Origin of the sequence: Streptomyces sp. A0592, assembly GCF_004795115.1 — a bacterium.
GTDB lineage: Bacteria > Actinomycetota > Actinomycetes > Streptomycetales > Streptomycetaceae > Streptomyces > Streptomyces erythrochromogenes.
In genome coordinates this window covers 1-19,237 of record NZ_SSBM01000070.1, presented here as the reverse complement: position 1 = coordinate 19,237, position 19,237 = coordinate 1, and the positions used below count along the sequence as shown (strand labels likewise).

Here is a 19,237-nt window from a genome sequence, read left to right as displayed (position 1 = left end):
AACCGGCTCAAGCAGTGGCGCGGCATCGCGACCAGGTACGACAAGACCGCCCAGTCCTACCAAGCAGCCGTCACCCTCGCGTCGCTCCTGATGTGGGCGTGACACTTTGACGACAACTCCTAGTGCCAGTAGGCCCCGAGCTGGCCGTTGCAGTCCCACTGCTGGGCCCGCGCACCGTTGGACTTGGACGAGTTCTCGATCTCCAGGCACTTGCCGCTCTTGGCGTTCACGACCTTGGCGGACTGGCCGTGGACCACGTAGAACTTCCACTTCGAACCGGCCTGGCCCTTGCAGTCCCACTGCTGGGCCCGTGCGCCGTTGGCGGTGGAGGAGTTCTCGATCTCCAGGCACTTGCCGCTGTGGGCGTTGACCAGGTAGTAGGTGCCGCCGCCCGCGTCGGCCATGCCCCACTTCGAGCCGCCCTGGCCCTTGCAGTCCCACTGCTGCGCCCGCGCACCGTTGGACTTGGACGAGTTCTCGATCTCCAGGCACTTGCCGCTCTGGTTGTAGATGTAGCCGATGGCGGGCGCGGCCTGGACGGCGAGGTCCGCCGTTCCGCCCCCCTCGACGAACTGGGCCAGGAGCGGCGACGTGCCGCCGCCGCCCGTCTCGGCCTCCAGCGCCGACGCCGACGCCGGTGCGAGGAAGAGGGACAGGGCGAAGGCGGACGCGCCGACGGCAAGGGTTCGCTTGAGGTGCATGAAAGAATCTCCCCGTTTGCTGGTGTGAAATCCTGCGTCGCACATACCGTCGGCCGTGGTCCGGGCCGACAGGTCCACAGGATGTCCTCGGCGCACGTGGTCCAGCTATCCGTTTCCGGCACGGTACGTACACGTTTCCGGATAGCGCGCACCCGGCCCCGGGGGTTCAGTGGGCCGGGCGGACGCCGCGCAGCGTCTGCGAGGGGGTCTCTCCATACGCTTTGCGATAGTGCCCGGTGAAGCGCCCCAGATGCGTGAAGCCCCAGCGCAGCGCCACGTCGGTGACGGTCTGCGGGGCCCGGCCCCCGGCGTCCGCCAGGAGGTCGCGGCGCGCGAGGTCCAGCCGCACACTGCGCAGGTACGCCAGCGGAGTCGTGTCCATGTGCCTGCGGAAGCCCTCCCTCAGGCTCCGGACGCCGACGCGGGCGGCCTGCGCCATGTCGCCCACCGAGATGGGCTCGCCGGCGTGTTCGGCGCAGAAGGCCGCGGCGCGGCGTACGGCGCTCGGCAGGGCGGCGCACCCCCGGCCCGCCACGGCTTCACCGAGCATGTGGGGCTGCGCGTCCAGCAGGCCGTTCACCAGGAGCTGCTCGAAGTGCTGCATCGCCAGCGGGGAACGGGTGGCGAGGTCGGAGTCCGCGAAGGCGGCGAAGTGCTCCACCACGCTCAGCCACGCCTTGAGCGCGGCCGTCCGGTCGTCGAGGACGGACTCGAAGTCGAGGGGCCTGCTCGGCAGGTCTCCGAGCCGGACGGCGAGGGCCTGGTCGATGTCCTGCCGCGGGATGATCAGGGTCCGGTTCACGCTGTCGTGGCTCCAGCGCATCCCCAGCTTCTGTTCCGGTCCCGCGATGCTGAGCGGGGAGGAGAGCGGCTTTCCGTTCACGGTCACGGTGCCGCCGCCCGCGAGCGGGATGTGGATGTTGTAGAAGTCCAGCGGAGCTTCGGGCACGACGTCGACTTCCGAGCCGTACCCCAGCTCGTACATCGCGACCGCCCCCGCATGGGTACATCGGAATCGTCCTTCGAGCGGATGGTCGGCGAGGACCGATAAGCGATGCGGCGCGAACCTCACGCGTATGAGGTCGCTGAGCTCCTCGACGTCCCTGCCCCGGAACAGGAGTCCCCGGCGCCCCCTGTCCCCGGCTCCGGCTCCCGCTCCCGCTCCGGCCTCCGCGCCGTCTGCCCGGTCTGCTCCGTCTGCATTGATGTCGGACATGAACACAACCCCCCGGTAACTTGCAGGTGAACTGGAAGCTACCGGCGAGCGGGGGAAGCGGCCTCTCATATAAGCGCACCACGCCCCCGGACGGCCCAGTACCGGCCAGGCCGGCGGACAGCGGTCTAGCATCGCGGACGTGCGCAACGACGACAGCCCCCCGCCCCCCGAGTCCGGCTCCGCGGCCGATCCGGACCGGCACTGGTTCACCCGACGCTCCACGCTCGTGGTCGGGATCGCCGCACTCGCCCCGGCCTGCCTGGCGGGCTGGGTCCTGACCCAGGCCCTGTCCGGGGCCGGGCCGGACGCGAGCCGGTCCGGCTCGGCGCCGCATCCCGCCTCGCACTCGTCCGTCTCTCCGGGCCAGCGGGACGCGAAGCCGGGCTCCACCCCGAGCACGAGCCCGACGACGACCGCGGCGGCCCCCGTACCGGCCCCCGCCAAGGGCCCGCTGACCGGCAAGACCGTGGTCGTGGATCCCGGGCACAACACCGGCAACTTCAAGCACACCGACGAGATCGACCAGCAGGTCGACATCGGCACCAACCGCAAGGAGTGCGACACCACCGGCACGACCACCAACTCCGGCTACATGGAGGCGGAGTTCACGATGGACGTGTCGAAGCGCCTGCGGACCGCCCTGGAGGCCCAGGGCGCGAAGGTGGTCCTCACCCACGAGACGGGCGCCCGCGCCTGGGGGCCGTGCATCACGGAGCGCGCCCGCATCGGCAACGAGGCGAACGCCGACGCGGTCGTGTCCGTCCACGCCGACGGCGTCTCGGCCGGCAACCGCGGCTTCCACATCATCCTCCCGGCCAACGTCAAGAGCGGGGCCGCGGACACGGCGAAGATCGTGGGACCCTCGCGCGATCTGGGCGAACGCATCGCCGGGAACTTCGCCCGCACCACCGGCTCGGCGCCCGCCAACTACCTGGGCGGCGGAACCGGCTTGGTGGTCCGCGACGATCTGGGCGGACTGAACCTGTCAACTCGGCCCAAGGTGTTCATCGAATGCGGCAACATGCGTGACGCCAAGGACGCGGCGCAGCTGACGAGTCCGGACTGGCGGCAGAAGGCGGCCCAGGGCATCGCGGACGGCATCGTCGGCTTCCTGGGCGGGTAGTCCCTCTCGGGCCTCCCGCCGGGAGGCCCGCCGCCCCGATCCTCTCGGTTGCGGGATACATCCGTACCATGGTGCCGCCCGCCCTGCTGCAGGCACGATCTGCGCTGCGACCGCGGCACCACGAGACGACCGAGACCGAGAAGGACACCTAAGACGTGAACATCCGCTCCCTCACTCGAGGCGACGGCGTGGTGATCGGAGCAGCGGTGCTGCTGTTCATCGCCTCGTTCTTCGATTTCTACTCCACCACGGGTGGCGACCTGCCGAGCGCGTGGGACACCGACGCCTACCGCCTCGTGCTGCCCAGCGTCTTCCTGCTCGGGTTCATCGCGACCGGTCTGCTGATCGCGGGCCGCTTCCAGCCGGAGACCCGCAAGGTGCTCGGCATTCCGCTGGCGGCCTGGGGCACGGTCCTGGCCGTCTCAGCCGCCTGGTCCGCACTGTGGGCGCTGATCACCTGCCCGAGCACGCTCGACCTGGGCGCGGGCGCCGTCATCGCCTTCCTCGCGACGATGGCCCTGGCCGGCGTCGCCCTCTTCGGTGCGAAGGTCCCGGCGCTCGCCGGTGCGCTGGTGCCGGAGGCGCGTCCCGCCGCCCCGCAGCCGTACGGCGGCCAGCCGCAGCCGGGTCCCGGGTACGGCTACCCGGGCGGGCAGCAGCCCTACGGCTCCACCCCGCAGCCGGTCCCCCCGTACGGCGGCACGCCGACTCCGGCGCCCGGCCCGCACGACTCGGGTGCCGGCCACCAGGCGGCCCCGACGCCCGCTCCGGCGGCGGACTTCAGCCCGTTCTGGTTCGCGGTGCCGGTGGCCCGTCCGCTGTTCGCGGAGGACGGCTCGTCCGCGCAGATCGCCGAACTCGCGCCGGGCACCTGGTACCTGGCGGTCGAGCAGCGCGGCGCGGCCGCCCTGGTCGCGCAGACGCAGGACGGCCGTCGCGGCATCCTGAGCGACACCTCGGGCATCCAGCGCGGCTGATCCGCGTACGCCTTCGGCGTTCCACCACGTCGCCCCACCGGTTCTCCGGTGGGGCGACGTGCGTGTGCGGCCCTGCCGGTACGTGTCAGTAGCATCTATCCCGACCAGTACTCATATCCGATGAGTTGCACAACGGGTGGGGGAACACGTGATAGCAAGTCACATGCGCGGTACGGCTTTCGCCGCCGCGCTCGGCGTCGTGACGGCGCTGTGCCTGCCGGGGGCGGCCGTGGCCGCCGGACCCGGTCCGGACCGGGCGGGCAGCAGTGCTTCCGCCACGACGAACGGCCCGGTGGAGGGCACGGTCCGCCGGCTCGCGCTGGAGCCGAAGGGCGCCATGGAGGCGGCCGTCTCCACGCGGAACTCCGAGCGCTTCGGGCTCATGGGTGTGTCCTGGACGGACGCCTCCGCCGAGGTGCGGGGGAAGATCGAGGCCCGCAGCCGCAACGCCGCGACCGGGGCGTGGACGCCGTGGGTCGAGCTGGAGCCGCTCAAGGCCGGCCTCGACGGCGTCCGCCCGGGCGCGCGCGGTGCCACCGAGCCCGTATGGGTCGGTTCCGCCGACGGCGCCGAGGTGCGCGTGAGCGGCGGCCCGGCCGCGCTGCCCGCGGGCCTGGAGCTGGACCTGGTGGACCCGGGCAGGGCCGGGCGCGGCGGTGCGGCGAAGTCCGCACCGGCGTCACGCGCCCGCGCGGCGGCCGCCGCCGCGACGGCCCCCGGGCCGGAGTCGACGGCGCCGCGACCGGACGTCGTCGCGCGCGCCCAGTGGGGCGCCGACGAGTCCTTGAACAACGAGGGCCCGCTGTACCTCGCCGGTGGGAGGATCAAGGCCCTGTTCGTGCACCACACGGCGGCCTCCGCCCCGTACGAGTGCACGGATTCCGCGGCCATCGTCCGCGGTCTGCACGTCTACCACGTGAAGACCAACGGCTGGCGCGACCTCGGCTACAACTTCCTCGTCGACAAGTGCGGCACCCTCTTCGAGGGCCGTCAGGGCGGCGTGGACCGGCCGGTGATGGGCGCCCACACCTACGGCTTCAACTCGGAGTCGACGAGCGTCGCGGTCCTCGGCGACCACACGAGCGCGGGGGCCTCGCCCGAGGCGCTCGAAGGCATCGCGAGGATGGCGGCGTACAAGCTGGGCCAGTACGACGCCGACATGGACGGCACGACGACGCTGACCGCGGGTGCCACGCAGAAGAACTACGCCGGCACCAGCTTCACCGCCGGAAAGCAGTACGAGTTCAAGACCGTCTCCGGTCACCGCGACGGCTTCAACACCGAGTGCCCGGGCCACCAGCTGTACCCGCAGCTGGACACGATCCGGAAGTCGGGTCCCGCGGCCCGGCTGAAGATCGGTGCCGTGAACGAGCAGGCCATCGCACCGGGCGGCACCGCGAAGACCCTCGGGCCGCTGGCGGTCGACTTCTCCACCAGCACGGCCGCGCCGCTGGTGAGCTCGTTCGAGCTGCTGGTGGACGGTACGCCGGTCGCGACGGTCGCCGGTGACGCCACGCGCGCCGCCACCGTGCTGAGCACGGGCAGCCACCGGGTCCAGGTCCGGGCGACCGCCACGAACGGCAAGGTGTCCACGAGCCTCCCGGTCACCGTCGAGGCGGAGGTCCCGGAGGTCCCGGAGGTCCCGGAGGTCCCGGAGGTCCCGGGTGTCCCGGACGTCCCGGGTGTCCCGGCGCCGCCCACGCGCCTGACGGACACGCACTTCAGCATGTAGCCGGGCCCGGCGCGACGGCCCCCCGCCCTTCCGGGCGGGGGGCCGTTGCCCTACAGTCGCCTGACGCATCGTCAGTTTCGGCTGGAGGGACCCGCCCCATGCGCCTCGGACTCGCACTCGGCTACTGGGGCCGCGGCCCCAACCCCGCCCACCTCGACCTCGCCACCGAGGCCGAGAGGCTCGGCTACGACTCCGTGTGGACCGCCGAGGCCTGGGGCTCCGACGCGTTCACACCCCTGACCTGGATCGCCGCGCACACCTCGCGGATCCGCCTGGGCACCGCCATCGCGCAGATGGCCGCCCGCACACCGACCGCCACCGCCATGCACGCCCTCACCCTGGACCACCTCTCCGGCGGCCGCATGATGCTGGGCCTGGGCCTGTCCGGCCCGCAGGTGGTCGAGGGCTGGTACGGCCGCCCGTTCCCCGCGAGCCCGCTGACCGCGACCCGCGAGTACGTCGACGTCATCCGCCAGGTCCTGCGCCGCGAGGGCCCCGTCGCGCTGGACGGCCGCTTCCACAGCCACCCGTACCGCGGCGAGGACGGAACCGGGATCGGCAAGCCCCTCAAGCCCATCACCCACCCGCTGCGCGCCGGCCTCCCGCTCCTGCTGGGCGCCGAAGGCCCGAAGAACATCGCCCAGACCACCCGGATCGCGGACGGCTGGCTGCCCCTGTACTGGTCGCCGACCCGCACCGACGTCTACCGGGCCTCGCTGGCGGACCTTTCCGAAGGCTTCATGATCGCGCCGATGGCACGGGCGCACGTCTGCGACGACGTCGCCGCAGGACTGCTCCCGGTCAAGGCCATGCTCGGCTTCTACATCGGCGGCATGGGACACGCGGCCCGCAACTTCCACGCCGACCTGATGGCGCGGATGGGCTACGAGGAGGAGGCCCGCCGCATCCAGGAGCTCTTCCTCGCGGGCCGCAAGGAGGAGGCGGTACTCGCCGTCCCGGACGCCTTCGCCGACGAGATCTCGCTGGTGGGACCGCGCGAGCGGATCGCGGAGCGACTGGAGCTGTGGCGCAAGGGCCCGGTGACGGACCTTCTGGTGACGGCCCCCGACCCGCACACCCTGCGCGTACTGGCGGAGCTCAACGGCTAGGCCGCGCCCCGGGGCATTGCGACAATCGGAAGTGACAGCGGCTGACCGAAAGTGGATGATGACCCTTGCCGCCGGGGGGATCCCGCGAGCGCTCGACCGCCGCCGGGGGGAACCGGCCGCGCACCGGTCGCGATGCGCCGCGCCCACCGCGGCACACGCCGTCCTCTCGTCGAAGGAACGCCTTGCTGCGCCCCACTCGTACGACAGTCCTGCTGACCGCAGGGCTCGTCTCCCTCCTCGGCCTGCCGGCCACCGCGGCCGCCGCCGAACCCGCGACCCACCTCTACGTGGACAACACCTTCGCCCGGTGCTCGGACAGCGGCCCCGGTTCGGACGCCCAGCCCTTCTGCACCATCTCGGCCGCGACCAGGACCGTGCAGCCGGGACAGACCGTGCACATCACCCCGGGCAGGGCGTACAACGAGAACGTCGTGGTCGACCGGGGCGGCCTGCCCGGCAAGCCGATCACGCTGGTCTCCGAACAGGAGGACGCTTTCAAGTTCAAGCTGGCGCCGGGCAGGACCCTGACCGTGAGCGGCGCCTCCCACGTGAACATCAGCGCACTTGACGCCCCGTCCGGCGTCCGGGTGACCGGTTCCACCGACGTCGGCCTGCGCGGGCTCGCCGTCACCCACAACCCCGACTCCGTCACGATCGACGGCGGGAGCTCGGACGTCCGCCTCCAGCACAGCAAGCTGAAGACGTCCGTCCGGGTCGAGTTCGCCCGCGACGTCGTCCTCAGCCGCAACGAGATCCAGGGCTACGTCCACCCCGCCGTCGTCGCGTGGGACGCGACCGGCCTGGTCGTCACCAACAACACGATCCGCCGCGACTGCGAGGCGGGCATCAAGCTCTCCGGCGGCTCCACCGGCGCGGCCCTGTTCAACAACGTCGTCCACACCGACTTCGAAGCCGGCTGCGCAGACCCCGGCGCGCGCTACGGCATCGAGGTGGCACAGACCGCCACCGCCGGCACCCGCGCCGACTACAACCTGATCAGCGGCCCCTTCACCGCCGACCGGATCCCCTACAAGTGGGCGGACACCCCCTATGCGGACCAGGCGGCCTTCCACGCCGGAACCGGCCAGGGCGCGCACGACATCCTCACCCCGACGTCGAAGGGCGTCGGCGCGGAGGACGGCTCCCCCACGGTCGACTCCGCCGACGCCACCGCACCGGGCGTGCTGCTCACCGACCACTACGGTCGGGCGGCCGCCGACGACCCCCGCGTCCCGAACACCGGCAAGGACGGCGGCCACCTCGACCGCGGCGCCTTCGAGCTGACCGACGGCCTCGTCGGCGTCCGGGCGGAGCTCGAACCGGCCTGGGCGCCGACCGGCACCACGGTGAAGGTGAAGGCGACCGCCGACAGCCGCTGGCTCACCGGGCTCACCTACGCGTACGACTTCGGCGACGGCACCGCCCCGCTCTCCACCTCGGCCGCCACCGCCGAGCACGTCTACGACAAGCCGTGCGCGTGCACGGTCAAGGTGACAGTGTCCAACAAGGACCGGAAGCAGTACGCCACCGAGGTCGCGGCCAAGGTGACCGCGAACACCCCGCTGACCGCGGCCTTCACCGCCCAGCCCGTCCTGCCGCAGGCGAACACCCCCAACGCGCTCGTGCCCCCGCTGTCCGTCGAGGCCGACGCGCAGACCTCCACCATGCCGTGGCCCGTCGAGCGTGTGGACGTCGACTTCGGTGACGGTACCCAGGAGAGCCGCAGCGCCCTGGAGCCCGTCCGGCACGCCTACAAGCAGCCCGGCACGTACAAGGTGACGACGACCCTCAAGGACGTCAAGGGCGCCACCTCCACCACCGAACGGAGCGTGGAGGTCGCCTACACCCCGGCCGGCTACGTCGCCGTCCACCCGGCCCGGGTACTGGACACCCGCACCACCAACACCCCCGTCCAGGGCGGCACCGCCACCCCGATCGCCGTGCCGGTCCACTACTACAGCTCCGGCCCGCACCACACGGCCGGCGCGTCCGCGGCCGTCCTGAACGTCACGGTCACCGGGGCCACCGAGGACACCCACCTCAGCATCCGTCCCTCCGGCCAGGCCCGCCCGGCCACCTCCAACGTCAACGTCAAGGCGGGCGGCACCTCCTCCAACACCGTCACCGTGCCCATCGGCGCCGACGGCAAGATCTCCGCCCAGCTCAACTCCGGCAAGGCCTCGCTCATCGTGGACTTCGTCGGCTACTACCAGCCGAACGCCGGGCAGCGCTTCGCCCCGATCGCCCCGACCCGCGTCGTCGACACCCGCACCGCGGGCGGCGCCCTGGGCGGCGGACAGACCCGCACGGTGAAGGTCGCCGGCGTGAACGGCATCCCCGCCGACGCCAGCGCCGTCGCCCTCAACCTGACCGGCACCGGCGCGACGGAGAACAGCCACGTCATCGCCTACCCGTACCAGGACAAGCGGCCCGCCACCTCGAACCTCAACCTCGAACCCGGCAAGGACAAGTCCAACCAGGCCATCGTCCCCGTCGGGCCGAACGGCACCATCACCCTCTACACCAACAGCGGCTCCACCCACCTGGTGCTGGACGCGGTCGGCTACTACGGCACGAACGGGACCACGCTGTTCACCCCCGTCGTCCCGCAGCGCCTCGCCGACACCCGCACCACCGGCAAGCTCGCGCCCGGCGACGCCACCACGGTCACCGGGATCCCCGCGAACGCGCTCGGCGCGGCGTTGAACGTGACCGCCACCGACACCACCGGCCCGGGCTTCCTCACCGTCTACGGCCACGGGGGCGTGCGGCCCGACGCCAGCAGCCTGCAGACCCGTTCCGGCGAGACCGTCCCCAACCACGTCACCAGCCCGGTGGCGGACGGCCGCGTCACCGTCTGGAACAGCTACGGCGGCGCCAACCACGTGATCACCGACCTGTTCGGCTACTTCACCCGGGGCTGACCGCCCGCACGGCACAAGGGAGCCCCGGTCACCGCGCACACGGCGCGGTGACCGGGGCTCCGGCGTCTCACGGCGAGGACGTGTCCGCCTGCGGCAGGGCCTCCAGCAGCTCGCGCACGTCCAGCGGCATCACGGCGATCTCGATGCTCCCGCCGCCGTCGTAGGTGCAGGTCACGATCCGCGAGCCGGGATTGATGGAGATCCCCTCCTTCACCGACGGCACCCGCAATCCGGTCGCCCGCCCGCCGGGCAGCTCCACTGCCTCCCCGCGCTCGGGAACCCAGCGGGCCGCGCCCCCGTCGGCGTACACCCGCCCCGGCCGCCAACGGCCCGCTCCGGCCGGCTGCCGCGCCATCCCGGGAATCCCCGGCACGGGCGCGGCGGCCGCCCGAGCCCGGTGCTTGCGGCGCATCAGCCACCCGACCCCGACGACCCCACCGGCAAGCACCACGTACTCGATCACCCGCCCATTCAAACAGCCCCGCAGCCGGAGGGGCGCCGACGCCCGCCCCGGCCCCGGGGCCGCACGACGGTGGCCGGGGCTATCCGCCGAGCTGGGAGGTGCTCGGGACCTTGTTGGTCACCTCGGCGCCCGCGCTCTTGCCGGCCTCCTTCACGCTGTTGATGACGTCGTCGAAGGACGAGATGTCGGCGTCGCCCGCCTGACCCTTGCGCAGCTTGCTGCCGAGGCCCTTCAGGGACTCGATGCCCGCAGTCAGCGGGGCCACCGCCTTCGACAGCAGCGGGTCGCCCTTGGCGTTGTCGGCGGCCGCCTTGAGCCGGTTGTACGCGAACGCGCCCGCCAGACCCGCCTTGATGAGGGCGAAGGTCCGGCCCTTCGCACCCTTCTTGAACTTACCCTCGCGGTACGGCTTGACGATCCACTGGTACGTGGCGCCCGCCGCGAGCGAGGCGTTGGCGACGAACCGCGACTTGGCGAACTTCTGCTTCTCGGCAGACGTGCTCGGCGAAGGCGTCACAGCAGCCCGCTCGTCGGCCTCCGCCGCCGCCGGCTCCGCGGCGGCGAGCGCGGCCAGCTCACCCATCGAGGCGGCGGACAGCTCCTCCCGCTGGGCACCGCCGCCGCCGCTGCCGCAGGCGGTGGCACCGGCGAGCAGCGCGGTCGACAGGACCACCGCCGTGAGGGCGCGACGGAATCGGACGGTCGTGGGTACGGACACGGTTTCCTCCGGGGACTCAGGCGTCCCCCGCAGCCTCACCCCGGCCCCGCGGGGCCGCCACCCGGCGGACCCGTTCGGGTTTGCGACGCGCCCGGGCGGCAACACGCGCAGCATGACCTCACACACGCGAGTACGCACCCGAGGAAGCAGTCAGGCAGGCCGGGCCGTCGCTCTGGTGGCGGACGTGCTTGCCTTCGTGATCGTCCTGTGGATCCTGCTCTGGTTCCTGGACGCCAACCAGGGCAACGAACTGGTCGACTTCATCCACGACGCCGCCAGTTGGCTGGCCGGCTGGTCCTACGACCTGTTCACCTTCAGCCGCGAATGGGTCCAGGTCGTCGTCGGCTACGGCCTGGCCGCCGTCGTCTATGTCCTGGTCGGCCACGCCGTCGCCGGATGGCTCTACCGCCGCTGACGCCCCGCGGCCCCACCCGCCCCGCGCGCACGCGAACGGGGCCCTCCCCGCCATCCGGCGGGGAGGGCCCCGTTCATACGTCAGGTCCGGTTCAGCCGCAGCAGTCCGGCTCCAGCCCGGCCGGGAGCGAACCCCCGCCGAACACCTCGGTGGTGGCCTCGTCCCCGCCCAGCGCCGCGACGGCCAGCAGCAGCGACCCGGCCGTCCACGTCGTCTGCTCCACCGGCCACACCGCGTCGTCCTGGAAGACGTACCCCGTCCAGTACATGCCGTTGTCCGCGCGCAGGTGACCGATCGACCGCAGGATCTCCAGCGCCCGGTCCGACTCCCCCGTCGCCCACAGCGCGATCGCCAGCTCGCAGGACTCGCCGCCCGTCACCCACGGGTTCGGCAGGACGCACCGCACCCCCAGGTCCGGGACCACGAACTCGTCCCAGCGCCCCTCGATCCGCGCCCTCGCCTCCTCGCCCGTCAGGGCGCCCCCGAGGACCGGGTAGTACCAGTCCATCGAGTAGTGGTCCTTGTCCAGGAACCGCTCGGGGTGACGGCGAATCGCGTGCCGCAGCGCGCCCGCCGCGAGCTCCCAGTCCGGCTGCGGCTCCTCGCGGTGCTCGGCGATCGCCAGGGCGCAGCGCAGCGCCTGGTGGATGGAGGACGACCCGGTCAGCAGCGCGTCCGTGACCGGCGTGCCGTCCGCCTCCCGCTTCCAGCCGACCTCGCCACCCGGCTGCTGGAGCGACAGCACGCACTCCACCGCCGAGTGGACGGACGGCCACATGCGGTCGAGGAAGGTGTCGTCACCGGTCGACAGGTAGTGGTGCCAGACGCCGACGGCTATGTAGGCGGTGAAGTTGCTCTCGCGGCTCGCGTCCTGCGGCTCGGCGGTGTCCACGCCGTCGGGCCGGTCGGCGTAGGCCGCGTACCAGGAACCGTCCTGGTTCTGGTGCCGGGCCAGCCACGCGTACGCCCGCTCGGCGGCCTCGTGCTCCCCGGCCGCGTCCAGCGCCATCGCCGCCTCGGTGTGGTCCCACGGGTCGAGGTGGTGACCGCGGAACCACGGGATGGCGCCGTCGGCGCGCTGCACCGCGAGGATGCCCGCGACCGTCTCGGCAGCCTGCTCCGCGGTCAGCACGCCGTCCAGGACGAGGTGTTCGGTACGCCCGGGTGAGCTCACTGGGCCGCGCCGACGGGGAGGTGGGGCTTGGTCGCGTAGGCGACGAAGCTCTTGCCGATGAGCGGGTTGAGGGCCTGCTCCGCGAGCCGCGTCGCGAGCGGCTTCTTCATGATGTCCCAGACCAGGAGCTTGTGGTACGCCTTGACCGGCAGCGCCTTGTCGTTGTCCACGCCGAAGGCGCACTTGAGCCACCAGTACGGCGAGTGCAGCCCGTGCGCGTGGTGCGTGCCGTACGGCTTGAGGCCCGCGGCCCGCATCTTGCCGAGCAGCTCGTCCGCCTTGTAGATGCGGATGTGGCCGCCCTCGACCTCGTGGTAGGCGTCGGACAGCGCCCAGCAGACCTTCTCCGGGCCGTAGCGCGGGACCGTTATGGCGATGCGCCCGCCCGGCTTGAGCACGCGGACCATCTCCGCGAGCACGCCCTTGTCGTCGTGGATGTGCTCCATCACCTCGGAGATGATGACGACGTCGAAGGAGTCGTCGGGGAAGGGCAGGGCCAGGGCGTCGCCCTCCATCGCGGTGGCAGTGGCACCGGCCGGGGCCTCACCGGCCTCCTTCATCGCGGCGAACCACTTGGCGACCTCGCGGATCTCCTCGCCGTTGCGGTCGACGGCGACCACCTGGGCGCCTCTCCGGTAGCACTCGAAGGCGTGGCGGCCTGCGCCGCAGCCGAGGTCGAGTACGCGATCGCCTGCGGCGAGCGGGAACCGGGAGAAATCGACGGTCAGCACGGGGTCCTGCCTTCGCAGTCGCGGGGGTGTACGGGGGTGGGGACGGTGTGGATGAGGCGGAAGGTCACCGCGCGCGGCGGCTGCGGGCGGCCCGGGACTGCTCGATCGCGGCACGGTAGTGCGCGGCGGTCCCCCGGGCGGCGGCGGCCCAGGTGAAACGGGTCAGGACCCGTTCGCGTCCGGCGGCGCCGAGGCGGGCCCGCAGCTGCGGATCGCCCAGCATCCGGCCCAGCGCGGCGGCCAGCGCGCCGGCGTCGCCGGGCGGCACGGCGAGGCAGGTCTCGCCGTCGGGGCCGGCGACCTCGGGGATCGCACCGCCGGTGGTGGCCACGAGCGGGGTGCCGGTGGCCATGGCCTCGGCGGCCGGGAGCGAGAAGCCCTCGTACAGCGACGGGACGCACGCCACCTGTGCGCTGCGCACCAGGTCGACGAGCTCGGCGTCGGTGATGCCCTTGACGAAGCGGACGGCGTCCTGGAGGCCGTACGTCTCGATGGCGCGGGCCACGGGGCCCTGCTCGGCGCGCTTGCCGACCACGACGAGGTGGGCGTCGGGCTGCTCGGTGCGCAGCTTGGCGAGGGCCTCGACGAGGAAGACCAGGCCCTTGAGCGGTACGTCGGCGCTGGAGGTGGTCACGATGCGGCCGGGCACCTCGGCCACCGACGCGTCGGGCGACCACAGGTCGGTGTCGGCGCCGATGTGCACGACGTGGATGCGCTCGTCCCGGACGCCGAGGTGGTCGGCGATCTCCTGCCGGGAGGACCCGGAGACGGTGAGGACGGAGGGCAGTCTGCGGGCCACGCGGCCCTGCATGCGGGTGAAGGCGTACCAGCGGCGCACGGAGGCCCGCTTCACGCGGCCCTGCGCGGCGTCGAGGTCGAGCCTGCGGTCGACGGTGATGGGGTGGTGGATCGTCGTCACCAGCGGCGCGCCGAGGTCGCCGAGCAGCCCGTAGCCGAGGGTCTGGTTGTCGTGGATGACGTCGAACTCCCCCGCCCGCTCCCGCAGGTGGCGGCGGGCGCGCAGCGAGAACGTCAGCGGCTCGGGAAAGCCGCCGGTCCACATCGTGGCGACCTCGACGGCGTCGATCCAGTCCCGGTACTCGTCGCGCTTCGGCGTACGGAAGGGGTCGGGGCTGCGGTACAGGTCGAGGCTCGGCAGCTCGGTGAGTGTGGCACCCGTGTCGAGGACCGGGTAGGGCTGCGCGCCGATGACCTCGACGGAGTGCCCGAGGCGGACCAGTTCGCGCGAGAGGTGACGGACGTAGACGCCCTGACCGCCGCAGAACGGGTTCCCCTTATAGGTGAGGAGGGCGATGCGCAGCGGACGCTCGCCGTCGTCGGCGGGACCCGCGAAAGGGCTCGTCGCCACGGCCTCAGCGGTCACTCTCGGCCCCCTTCTCACTGCACTTTCGCCGGAGCGTAACCGCTCGGATAATGTAGAACAAGTTTCAGACTTGATCCGTCTAAGAGCATTGAATCTACCGGCCGGAAACCACACCGTAAGAGGTGGAGCAGGTGATTCGCGCCACGACGCGACGCCTGAGATGCTGGCTGCGGATCAGCCCCGGAGACAGCCCGCGCAACGACACGGAACGGGACACATGAGTGCGGAAGTGAAGGCCGTCACCACACCGGCGTCGCCTCCCCTGACGGAGCGCCAGGAGGCACGCCGCCGCCGGATCCTGCACGCGAGTGCCCAGCTGGCCAGCCGGGGCGGATTCGACGCCGTCCAGATGCGCGAGGTCGCCGAGGCCGCCGGCGTGGCCCTGGGGACGCTCTACCGCTACTTCCCGTCCAAGGTGCACCTGCTGGTCGCCACCATGCAGGACCAGCTCCAGCACATGCACACCACGCTGCGCAAGCGCCCGCCCGGCGGGGACGAACCGGCTGCCCGGGTCGCCGAGACCCTGATGCGGGCCTTCCGCGCCCTCCAGCGGGAGCCGCAGCTGGCCGACGCGATGGTACGGGCGCTGACCTTCGCGGACCGCAGCGTGAGCCCCGAGGTCGACACCGTGTCCCGCCTGACCACGGCGATCATCCTGGACGCGATGGGCCTGGAGCACCCGCCGACGGCGGAACAGCTGTCGGCGGTCCGGGTCATCGAGCACACCTGGCACTCCGCGCTGATCACCTGGCTGTCGGGCCGCGCCTCGATCGCCCAGGTGAAGATCGACATCGAAACGGTCTGCCGCCTGATCGACCTGACGTCGCCGGAAAAGTCCTGAACCGGACCGTCGGCGTCAGACCATGATGGTGGTTGACCAGGGGACGGCCGCGTTCCAACCGGGCCAGAGGCTCTCGGGTTCGGCTCGGGCGGTCAGCACCACGAGCAGGGGTGTGCGGCCCGCCGTACGGATCACCTCGCCGACGCATTCCGGTACGCCGCCGCCCACGTCGTGCAGGTTCTCGGCGACCACCACCAGCGGGCGGTACGGGGTGGCGCGGCGCAGGGCGGCGCGCAGGTCGTCGCCGAGCGCGGCGCCGTCCGGACCGGTGCGCACGTGCCAGACGGTGACCTGGCCGTCCTGGCGCAGCGTGTTCGCCAGTTCGGAGAGGAGCCAGCCCTGGCCTCCCCCCGGACCGCCGGCGAGGGTGACCACGTGCGGGCGCCGCTGGCGCTGCACCAGTGCCAGCAGGGCGAACAGCAGGTCCAGTTCGGGGTCGGACTGGGAGCTGAAGTCGAGGTCCGGGCCGTCGGACGGGAGCAGGGCGGGGTCCTGGTTGATGATTGCCTGATGCAGGTCGCGCACCTCGCGGCCGGGCTGGACGCCGAAGTCCTTGCCCAGCTGCTGGTGGAGCCGCTCGTACGCCCGCAGGGCCTCGGCCTGGTGGCCGGCCCGGTAGAGGGCGAGCATCAGGAGGTGGCAGGAGCGCTCCCGGGAGGGCTCGGCGGCCGCCCCGGCCTCCAGGCCGCCGATCACCTCGTGGTGGCGGCCGTTGCGCAGCTCCGCGTCGCAGTAGTCCTCGAACGCCGCGGTGCGGGCGCTGTCCACCACGGCCAGCTGCGGCCACTCGACGCCGGATTCGGCGAGTTCCTGCGCGGCCCGGCCCCGCCACAGCCCCAGCGCGGCACGCAGCAGGCGGGCGGCGCTCTCCGGCTGCCCGGCGGCCAGCGCGTCGCGGCCCTGGTCCGCGAGGACCCGGAAGCGTTCGAGGTCGAGGACTCCCGGCGCCATCCGCAGCATGTAACCGGGAGCCTGGCTGACCAGTGAGGCGGCGTGGGCCGGTACGGCCCCGCGGGCGAGTACGCCGCGCAGCGCCGAGATGGTGTTCTGCAGCACCTTGCGCGCGGTGGCCGGGGCGTCCCCGTTCGGCCAGAGGACCTGCATGAGGTCGCCGGTGGCGACCACCTGGTTGGCGTGCAGCAGCAGGAAGGCGAGGATGGCGCGCTGGTTCATCCCCCGCAGCGGGAGCGGTCCGGCCCCGGTGGTGATCTCCAGCGGTCCGAGGAGCCGGAAGGACACCCCCGGGTCCGCGGGGGCCGCAGGCCGGGTCCCGGGCCCGCCGGACGGATTCGATCGGACACCGGTCGGTCCCGCACCCCGGGAGCCGGACTGCGGCGCCACGGGGCCGCGGGCCGCCGGAACGCGGCCGAGTGTTCGCGACATCGTCTGATTGAGCATGTCTCCCCCGAATTCAGCTGCCGTGGGCGAAGGCATCGTCAGCCGTTTACGGCTGAACGCCTCCGCCTCGTGTGGGGGAGTTTCGAAACGGGGCCCGGCATGGCCACATGCCGGGCCCGTTCCCGTTGGCGCGATCGCGTGGCCTCCCCCCGGTAAGCCTTCTCCGCCGCCCGTGAACGAATGTCCGGGACGGCTCGGAACTGCGATTGACCTGGGACGTTAGCAGACAGGTCAAAGGCGGCGGCGATTACCCTACTCGCGAGTAACGGTTAGCCCCATAACGTCCCTCACCTCTGCGCTATTTTCGGCCACCTCTCGCAGCACCGTTTCCATAGTGACGACGGACTGCGAGAAGAGCTCGCGGCCGGACGGCGTGAGCCGGACATCGAACCCCCTCCGGTCACTCGCGCACGGCTTGCGCTCGGCATATCCCGCGCCGACCATCTGGGCCAGCAGGCGCGAAACCTGCGGCTGGCTGCGGGAGGCACGGGAGCTGAGCTCCCCCGCCCGGATCCAGCCATCCGCGTGCGCCATCACGTCCATGATCTCGAAGGCGCTGGCACACAGGCCGTGGCGCTCGGACAGGACGCGCTCGGCGGCCTGGTTGATCTGCGCACAGGCGCGGGTCACGGCCACCCAGCGGTCGGTGAGAGCTGTTTCAGTCACGGTGCTCATCGTAGGTTCACTGCCTCCTCTTGTCGATGCATACGCATGCATGTACTGTGCGGCATCAAGATCGATGCATTCACATAAATCGTTAGCACACACGAAGGAGAAGTGGTGACCGAGCAGACGCTGGCGCCCCAGACGGCCGAGCAAGACACGCCAGGAACACCCGCACCGGCCCCCGGCAAGGCCCCCTGGACCACTTTGGTGGTGGTCGGCGTCGCCCAGCTGATGGTCATGCTGGACTCGACGGTCGTGAACGTGGCCCTTCCCTCGATCGGCGCCCAGCTGCCCGCGGATCAGACCGCCCTGCAGTGGACGATCAGCGGGTACGTCCTGATGCTCGGCAGCCTGCTGCTCTTCGGCGGCCGCGTCTCCGACGTCTTCGGACGCCGCCGCACCTTCCTCACCGGCCTCACCGTCTTCGCGGTGGCCTCCGTGCTCTGCGGCATCGCGGGCAACCAGGAACTCCTCGTCGCGGGCCGCGCGGTACAGGGCGCCGGCGCCGCACTGCTCTCCGCGGCCGCCCTGTCGATCATCCTGGAGGTCTACCAGGACGAGGAGCAGCGCAAGATCGCACTGACCGCCTGGAGCGGCCTCGGCGTGATCGGCGCGACCATCGGCGTGGTGCTCGGCGGCCTGATCGTCACGGCGATCAGCTGGCGCTGGGCCTTCCTGATCAACATCCCGGTCAGCATCGCCGCCGGCTTCGGCGCCCTGCGCAGCATGCCCGCCCTCAACACCAGCAGCGGCCGCAAGCTGCGGCTGCCGTCGGCGATCGTGTCCACCGCCGGACTCGCCGCCCTGTCCTTCGGCCTCATCCGGCTGCACGAGGGGTTCGGCGACCCGACGGCCTGGATCAGCATCGGCGCCGCCGCCGTCCTGCTCGCCGCGGTCACGTTCATGGAGATCGGCCAGGCCGACCCGCTGCTCCCGCTGCACCTCCTGAGCAAGCCCACCTACTGGCTGTCCAGCGTCGGCCTGCTCCTGGTGGCCAGCGTGATGATCAGCAGCTCCTTCCTGGCCAGCATGTACTTCCAGCGGGTCCACGAGATGAGCGCCTTCGCCACCGGACTCTCCCTGCTCCCCATGGGCCTGGCCGCCCTCGTCGTCGCGCTGGTCGCGCCGCCGCTGGCGAACGCCCTGGGCCTGGGCGGGATGTACGCCGCCGGAGCCGCCCTCCAGCTGGTCGGCACGGGCATCCTGGCGACCGGCACCGACAGCGTCGCGCTCACCATCGTCGCGCTGGCCGTGATCGGCGCCGGGCTGCCCGCCTGCTTCGTTCCGCTCTTCGGCATCGGCACCTCGCACGTCAAGGTGGAGGAGTCGGGCGTCGGCTCCGGCCTGCTCAACACCTTCAACGAGACCGGCGCCGCCCTCGGCATCGCCGTCATCGGCACCATCCTCGCGACCTCGGTCGACAGCCGGCTCGACGGCGGCGGCTCGGTCGCCGACGCGACCACGGGGGGCGTCGCCAACGGCTTCCTGGCCCTGGCCGTCTGCTCCGGTGTCGCCATCGTGATCGCGCTCGCGCTGCGGTCGCTGACCCGCGCCCCGGAGGGCTCCGAGGCCTGACCGCCCCCCCCCCCCCCCCCCCCCCCCCCCCCCCCCCCCCCCCCCCCCCCCCCCCCCCCCCCCCCCCCCCCCCCCCCCCCCCCCCCCCCC

The 19,237-nt window shown here is 72.2% G+C and carries 17 protein-coding genes and 1 pseudogene; 9 read left to right on the top strand and 9 right to left on the bottom strand.

Annotated features, from left to right (window positions below; all coding sequences use genetic code 11):
• A pseudogene (locus E6U81_RS38520) lies at nucleotides 1-102 on the top strand (IS5/IS1182 family transposase); the annotation flags it as partial.
• 17 nt (nucleotides 103-119) lie between these two features.
• Here the strand turns inward: E6U81_RS38520 and E6U81_RS38515 are convergent.
• Nucleotides 120-701, bottom strand: coding sequence for an RICIN domain-containing protein (locus E6U81_RS38515; protein ID WP_136234644.1), 582 nt, complete (start codon nucleotides 699-701; stop codon nucleotides 120-122).
• 166 nt (nucleotides 702-867) lie between these two features.
• On the bottom strand, nucleotides 868-1,818 hold the full coding sequence (locus E6U81_RS38510) for an AraC family transcriptional regulator (protein WP_240804268.1): 951 nt from the start codon (nucleotides 1,816-1,818) through the stop codon (nucleotides 868-870).
• Between the two features lie 238 nt (nucleotides 1,819-2,056).
• Between E6U81_RS38510 and E6U81_RS38505 the strand changes: the two genes are divergently transcribed.
• From E6U81_RS38505 to E6U81_RS38480, 5 genes are all read left to right on the top strand, one after another.
• On the top strand, nucleotides 2,057-3,040 hold the full coding sequence (locus tag E6U81_RS38505) for an N-acetylmuramoyl-L-alanine amidase (RefSeq protein ID WP_136234642.1): 984 nt from the start codon (nucleotides 2,057-2,059) through the stop codon (nucleotides 3,038-3,040).
• 155 nt (nucleotides 3,041-3,195) lie between these two features.
• A complete protein-coding gene (locus tag E6U81_RS38500) occupies nucleotides 3,196-4,017 on the top strand; it encodes a hypothetical protein (RefSeq protein WP_136234641.1) in 822 nt (273 codons plus the stop codon).
• A gap of 163 nt (nucleotides 4,018-4,180) precedes the next feature.
• Complete coding sequence (locus E6U81_RS40350) at nucleotides 4,181-5,749, top strand: peptidoglycan recognition protein (RefSeq protein WP_168714872.1); 1,569 nt, start codon at nucleotides 4,181-4,183, stop codon at nucleotides 5,747-5,749.
• 98 nt (nucleotides 5,750-5,847) lie between these two features.
• A complete protein-coding gene (locus tag E6U81_RS38485; protein WP_136234638.1) occupies nucleotides 5,848-6,858 on the top strand; it encodes an LLM class F420-dependent oxidoreductase in 1,011 nt (336 codons plus the stop codon).
• 182 nt (nucleotides 6,859-7,040) lie between these two features.
• The gene (locus E6U81_RS38480; protein WP_168714871.1) at nucleotides 7,041-9,782 is read left to right on the top strand and encodes a PKD domain-containing protein; all 2,742 of its coding nucleotides are present in this window, start codon (nucleotides 7,041-7,043) and stop codon (nucleotides 9,780-9,782) included.
• Between the two features lie 67 nt (nucleotides 9,783-9,849).
• On the opposite strand, the gene E6U81_RS38475 is transcribed toward E6U81_RS38480, so the two are convergent.
• On the bottom strand, nucleotides 9,850-10,245 hold the full coding sequence (locus E6U81_RS38475) for a hypothetical protein (protein WP_136234636.1): 396 nt from the start codon (nucleotides 10,243-10,245) through the stop codon (nucleotides 9,850-9,852).
• Nucleotides 10,246-10,324: 79 nt separating this feature from the next.
• Nucleotides 10,325-10,963: a hypothetical protein gene (locus E6U81_RS38470; protein ID WP_136234635.1), complete on the bottom strand. Its 639-nt coding sequence runs from the start codon at nucleotides 10,961-10,963 to the stop codon at nucleotides 10,325-10,327.
• Nucleotides 10,964-11,075: 112 nt separating this feature from the next.
• On the opposite strand from E6U81_RS38470, the gene E6U81_RS38465 reads away from it, so the two are divergent.
• On the top strand, nucleotides 11,076-11,378 hold the full coding sequence (locus E6U81_RS38465; RefSeq protein WP_136234634.1) for a hypothetical protein: 303 nt from the start codon (nucleotides 11,076-11,078) through the stop codon (nucleotides 11,376-11,378).
• A gap of 91 nt (nucleotides 11,379-11,469) precedes the next feature.
• On the opposite strand, the gene E6U81_RS38460 is transcribed toward E6U81_RS38465, so the two are convergent.
• The 3 genes from E6U81_RS38460 to E6U81_RS38450 form a co-directional block, all read right to left on the bottom strand.
• The gene (locus E6U81_RS38460) at nucleotides 11,470-12,552 is read right to left on the bottom strand and encodes a prenyltransferase (protein ID WP_136234633.1); all 1,083 of its coding nucleotides are present in this window, start codon (nucleotides 12,550-12,552) and stop codon (nucleotides 11,470-11,472) included.
• A complete protein-coding gene (locus E6U81_RS38455; protein WP_136234632.1) occupies nucleotides 12,549-13,283 on the bottom strand; it encodes a class I SAM-dependent methyltransferase in 735 nt (244 codons plus the stop codon). The genes E6U81_RS38460 and E6U81_RS38455 overlap by 4 nt, the downstream gene beginning before the upstream one ends.
• 64 nt (nucleotides 13,284-13,347) lie before the next feature.
• Nucleotides 13,348-14,667 carry a glycosyltransferase family 4 protein gene (locus E6U81_RS38450; RefSeq protein WP_136234631.1) on the bottom strand — a complete coding sequence of 440 codons (1,320 nt, stop codon included), beginning with the start codon at nucleotides 14,665-14,667 and terminating at the stop codon, nucleotides 13,348-13,350.
• A gap of 217 nt (nucleotides 14,668-14,884) precedes the next feature.
• Here E6U81_RS38450 and E6U81_RS38445 point away from each other — a divergent pair, with 217 nt between their 5' ends.
• On the top strand, nucleotides 14,885-15,508 hold the full coding sequence (locus E6U81_RS38445; RefSeq protein ID WP_136234630.1) for a TetR family transcriptional regulator: 624 nt from the start codon (nucleotides 14,885-14,887) through the stop codon (nucleotides 15,506-15,508).
• Nucleotides 15,509-15,523: 15 nt separating this feature from the next.
• Here E6U81_RS38445 and E6U81_RS38440 read toward each other — a convergent pair whose 3' ends face one another.
• Together E6U81_RS38440 and E6U81_RS38435 are read right to left on the bottom strand one after the other, a co-directional pair.
• Nucleotides 15,524-16,747 carry an AfsR/SARP family transcriptional regulator gene (locus E6U81_RS38440; protein WP_168714870.1) on the bottom strand — a complete coding sequence of 408 codons (1,224 nt, stop codon included), beginning with the start codon at nucleotides 16,745-16,747 and terminating at the stop codon, nucleotides 15,524-15,526.
• A gap of 411 nt (nucleotides 16,748-17,158) precedes the next feature.
• On the bottom strand, nucleotides 17,159-17,572 hold the full coding sequence (locus E6U81_RS38435; RefSeq protein WP_168714869.1) for a MarR family transcriptional regulator: 414 nt from the start codon (nucleotides 17,570-17,572) through the stop codon (nucleotides 17,159-17,161).
• Between the two features lie 114 nt (nucleotides 17,573-17,686).
• On the opposite strand from E6U81_RS38435, the gene E6U81_RS38430 reads away from it, so the two are divergent.
• Nucleotides 17,687-19,147 carry an MFS transporter gene (locus E6U81_RS38430; RefSeq protein WP_240804267.1) on the top strand — a complete coding sequence of 487 codons (1,461 nt, stop codon included), beginning with the start codon at nucleotides 17,687-17,689 and terminating at the stop codon, nucleotides 19,145-19,147.
• Nucleotides 19,148-19,237: the final 90 nt, after the last annotated feature.

Coding starts and splice junctions, on each gene's coding strand:
- E6U81_RS38485 (WP_136234638.1), top strand. CDS start 5,848: ATGCGCCTCGGACTCGCACTCGGCTACTGGGGCCGCGGCCCCAACCCC.
- E6U81_RS40350 (WP_168714872.1), top strand. CDS start 4,181: ATGCGCGGTACGGCTTTCGCCGCCGCGCTCGGCGTCGTGACGGCGCTG.
- E6U81_RS38445 (WP_136234630.1), top strand. CDS start 14,885: ATGAGTGCGGAAGTGAAGGCCGTCACCACACCGGCGTCGCCTCCCCTG.
- E6U81_RS38465 (WP_136234634.1), top strand. CDS start 11,076: ATGACCTCACACACGCGAGTACGCACCCGAGGAAGCAGTCAGGCAGGC.
- E6U81_RS38515 (WP_136234644.1), bottom strand. CDS start 701: ATGCACCTCAAGCGAACCCTTGCCGTCGGCGCGTCCGCCTTCGCCCTG.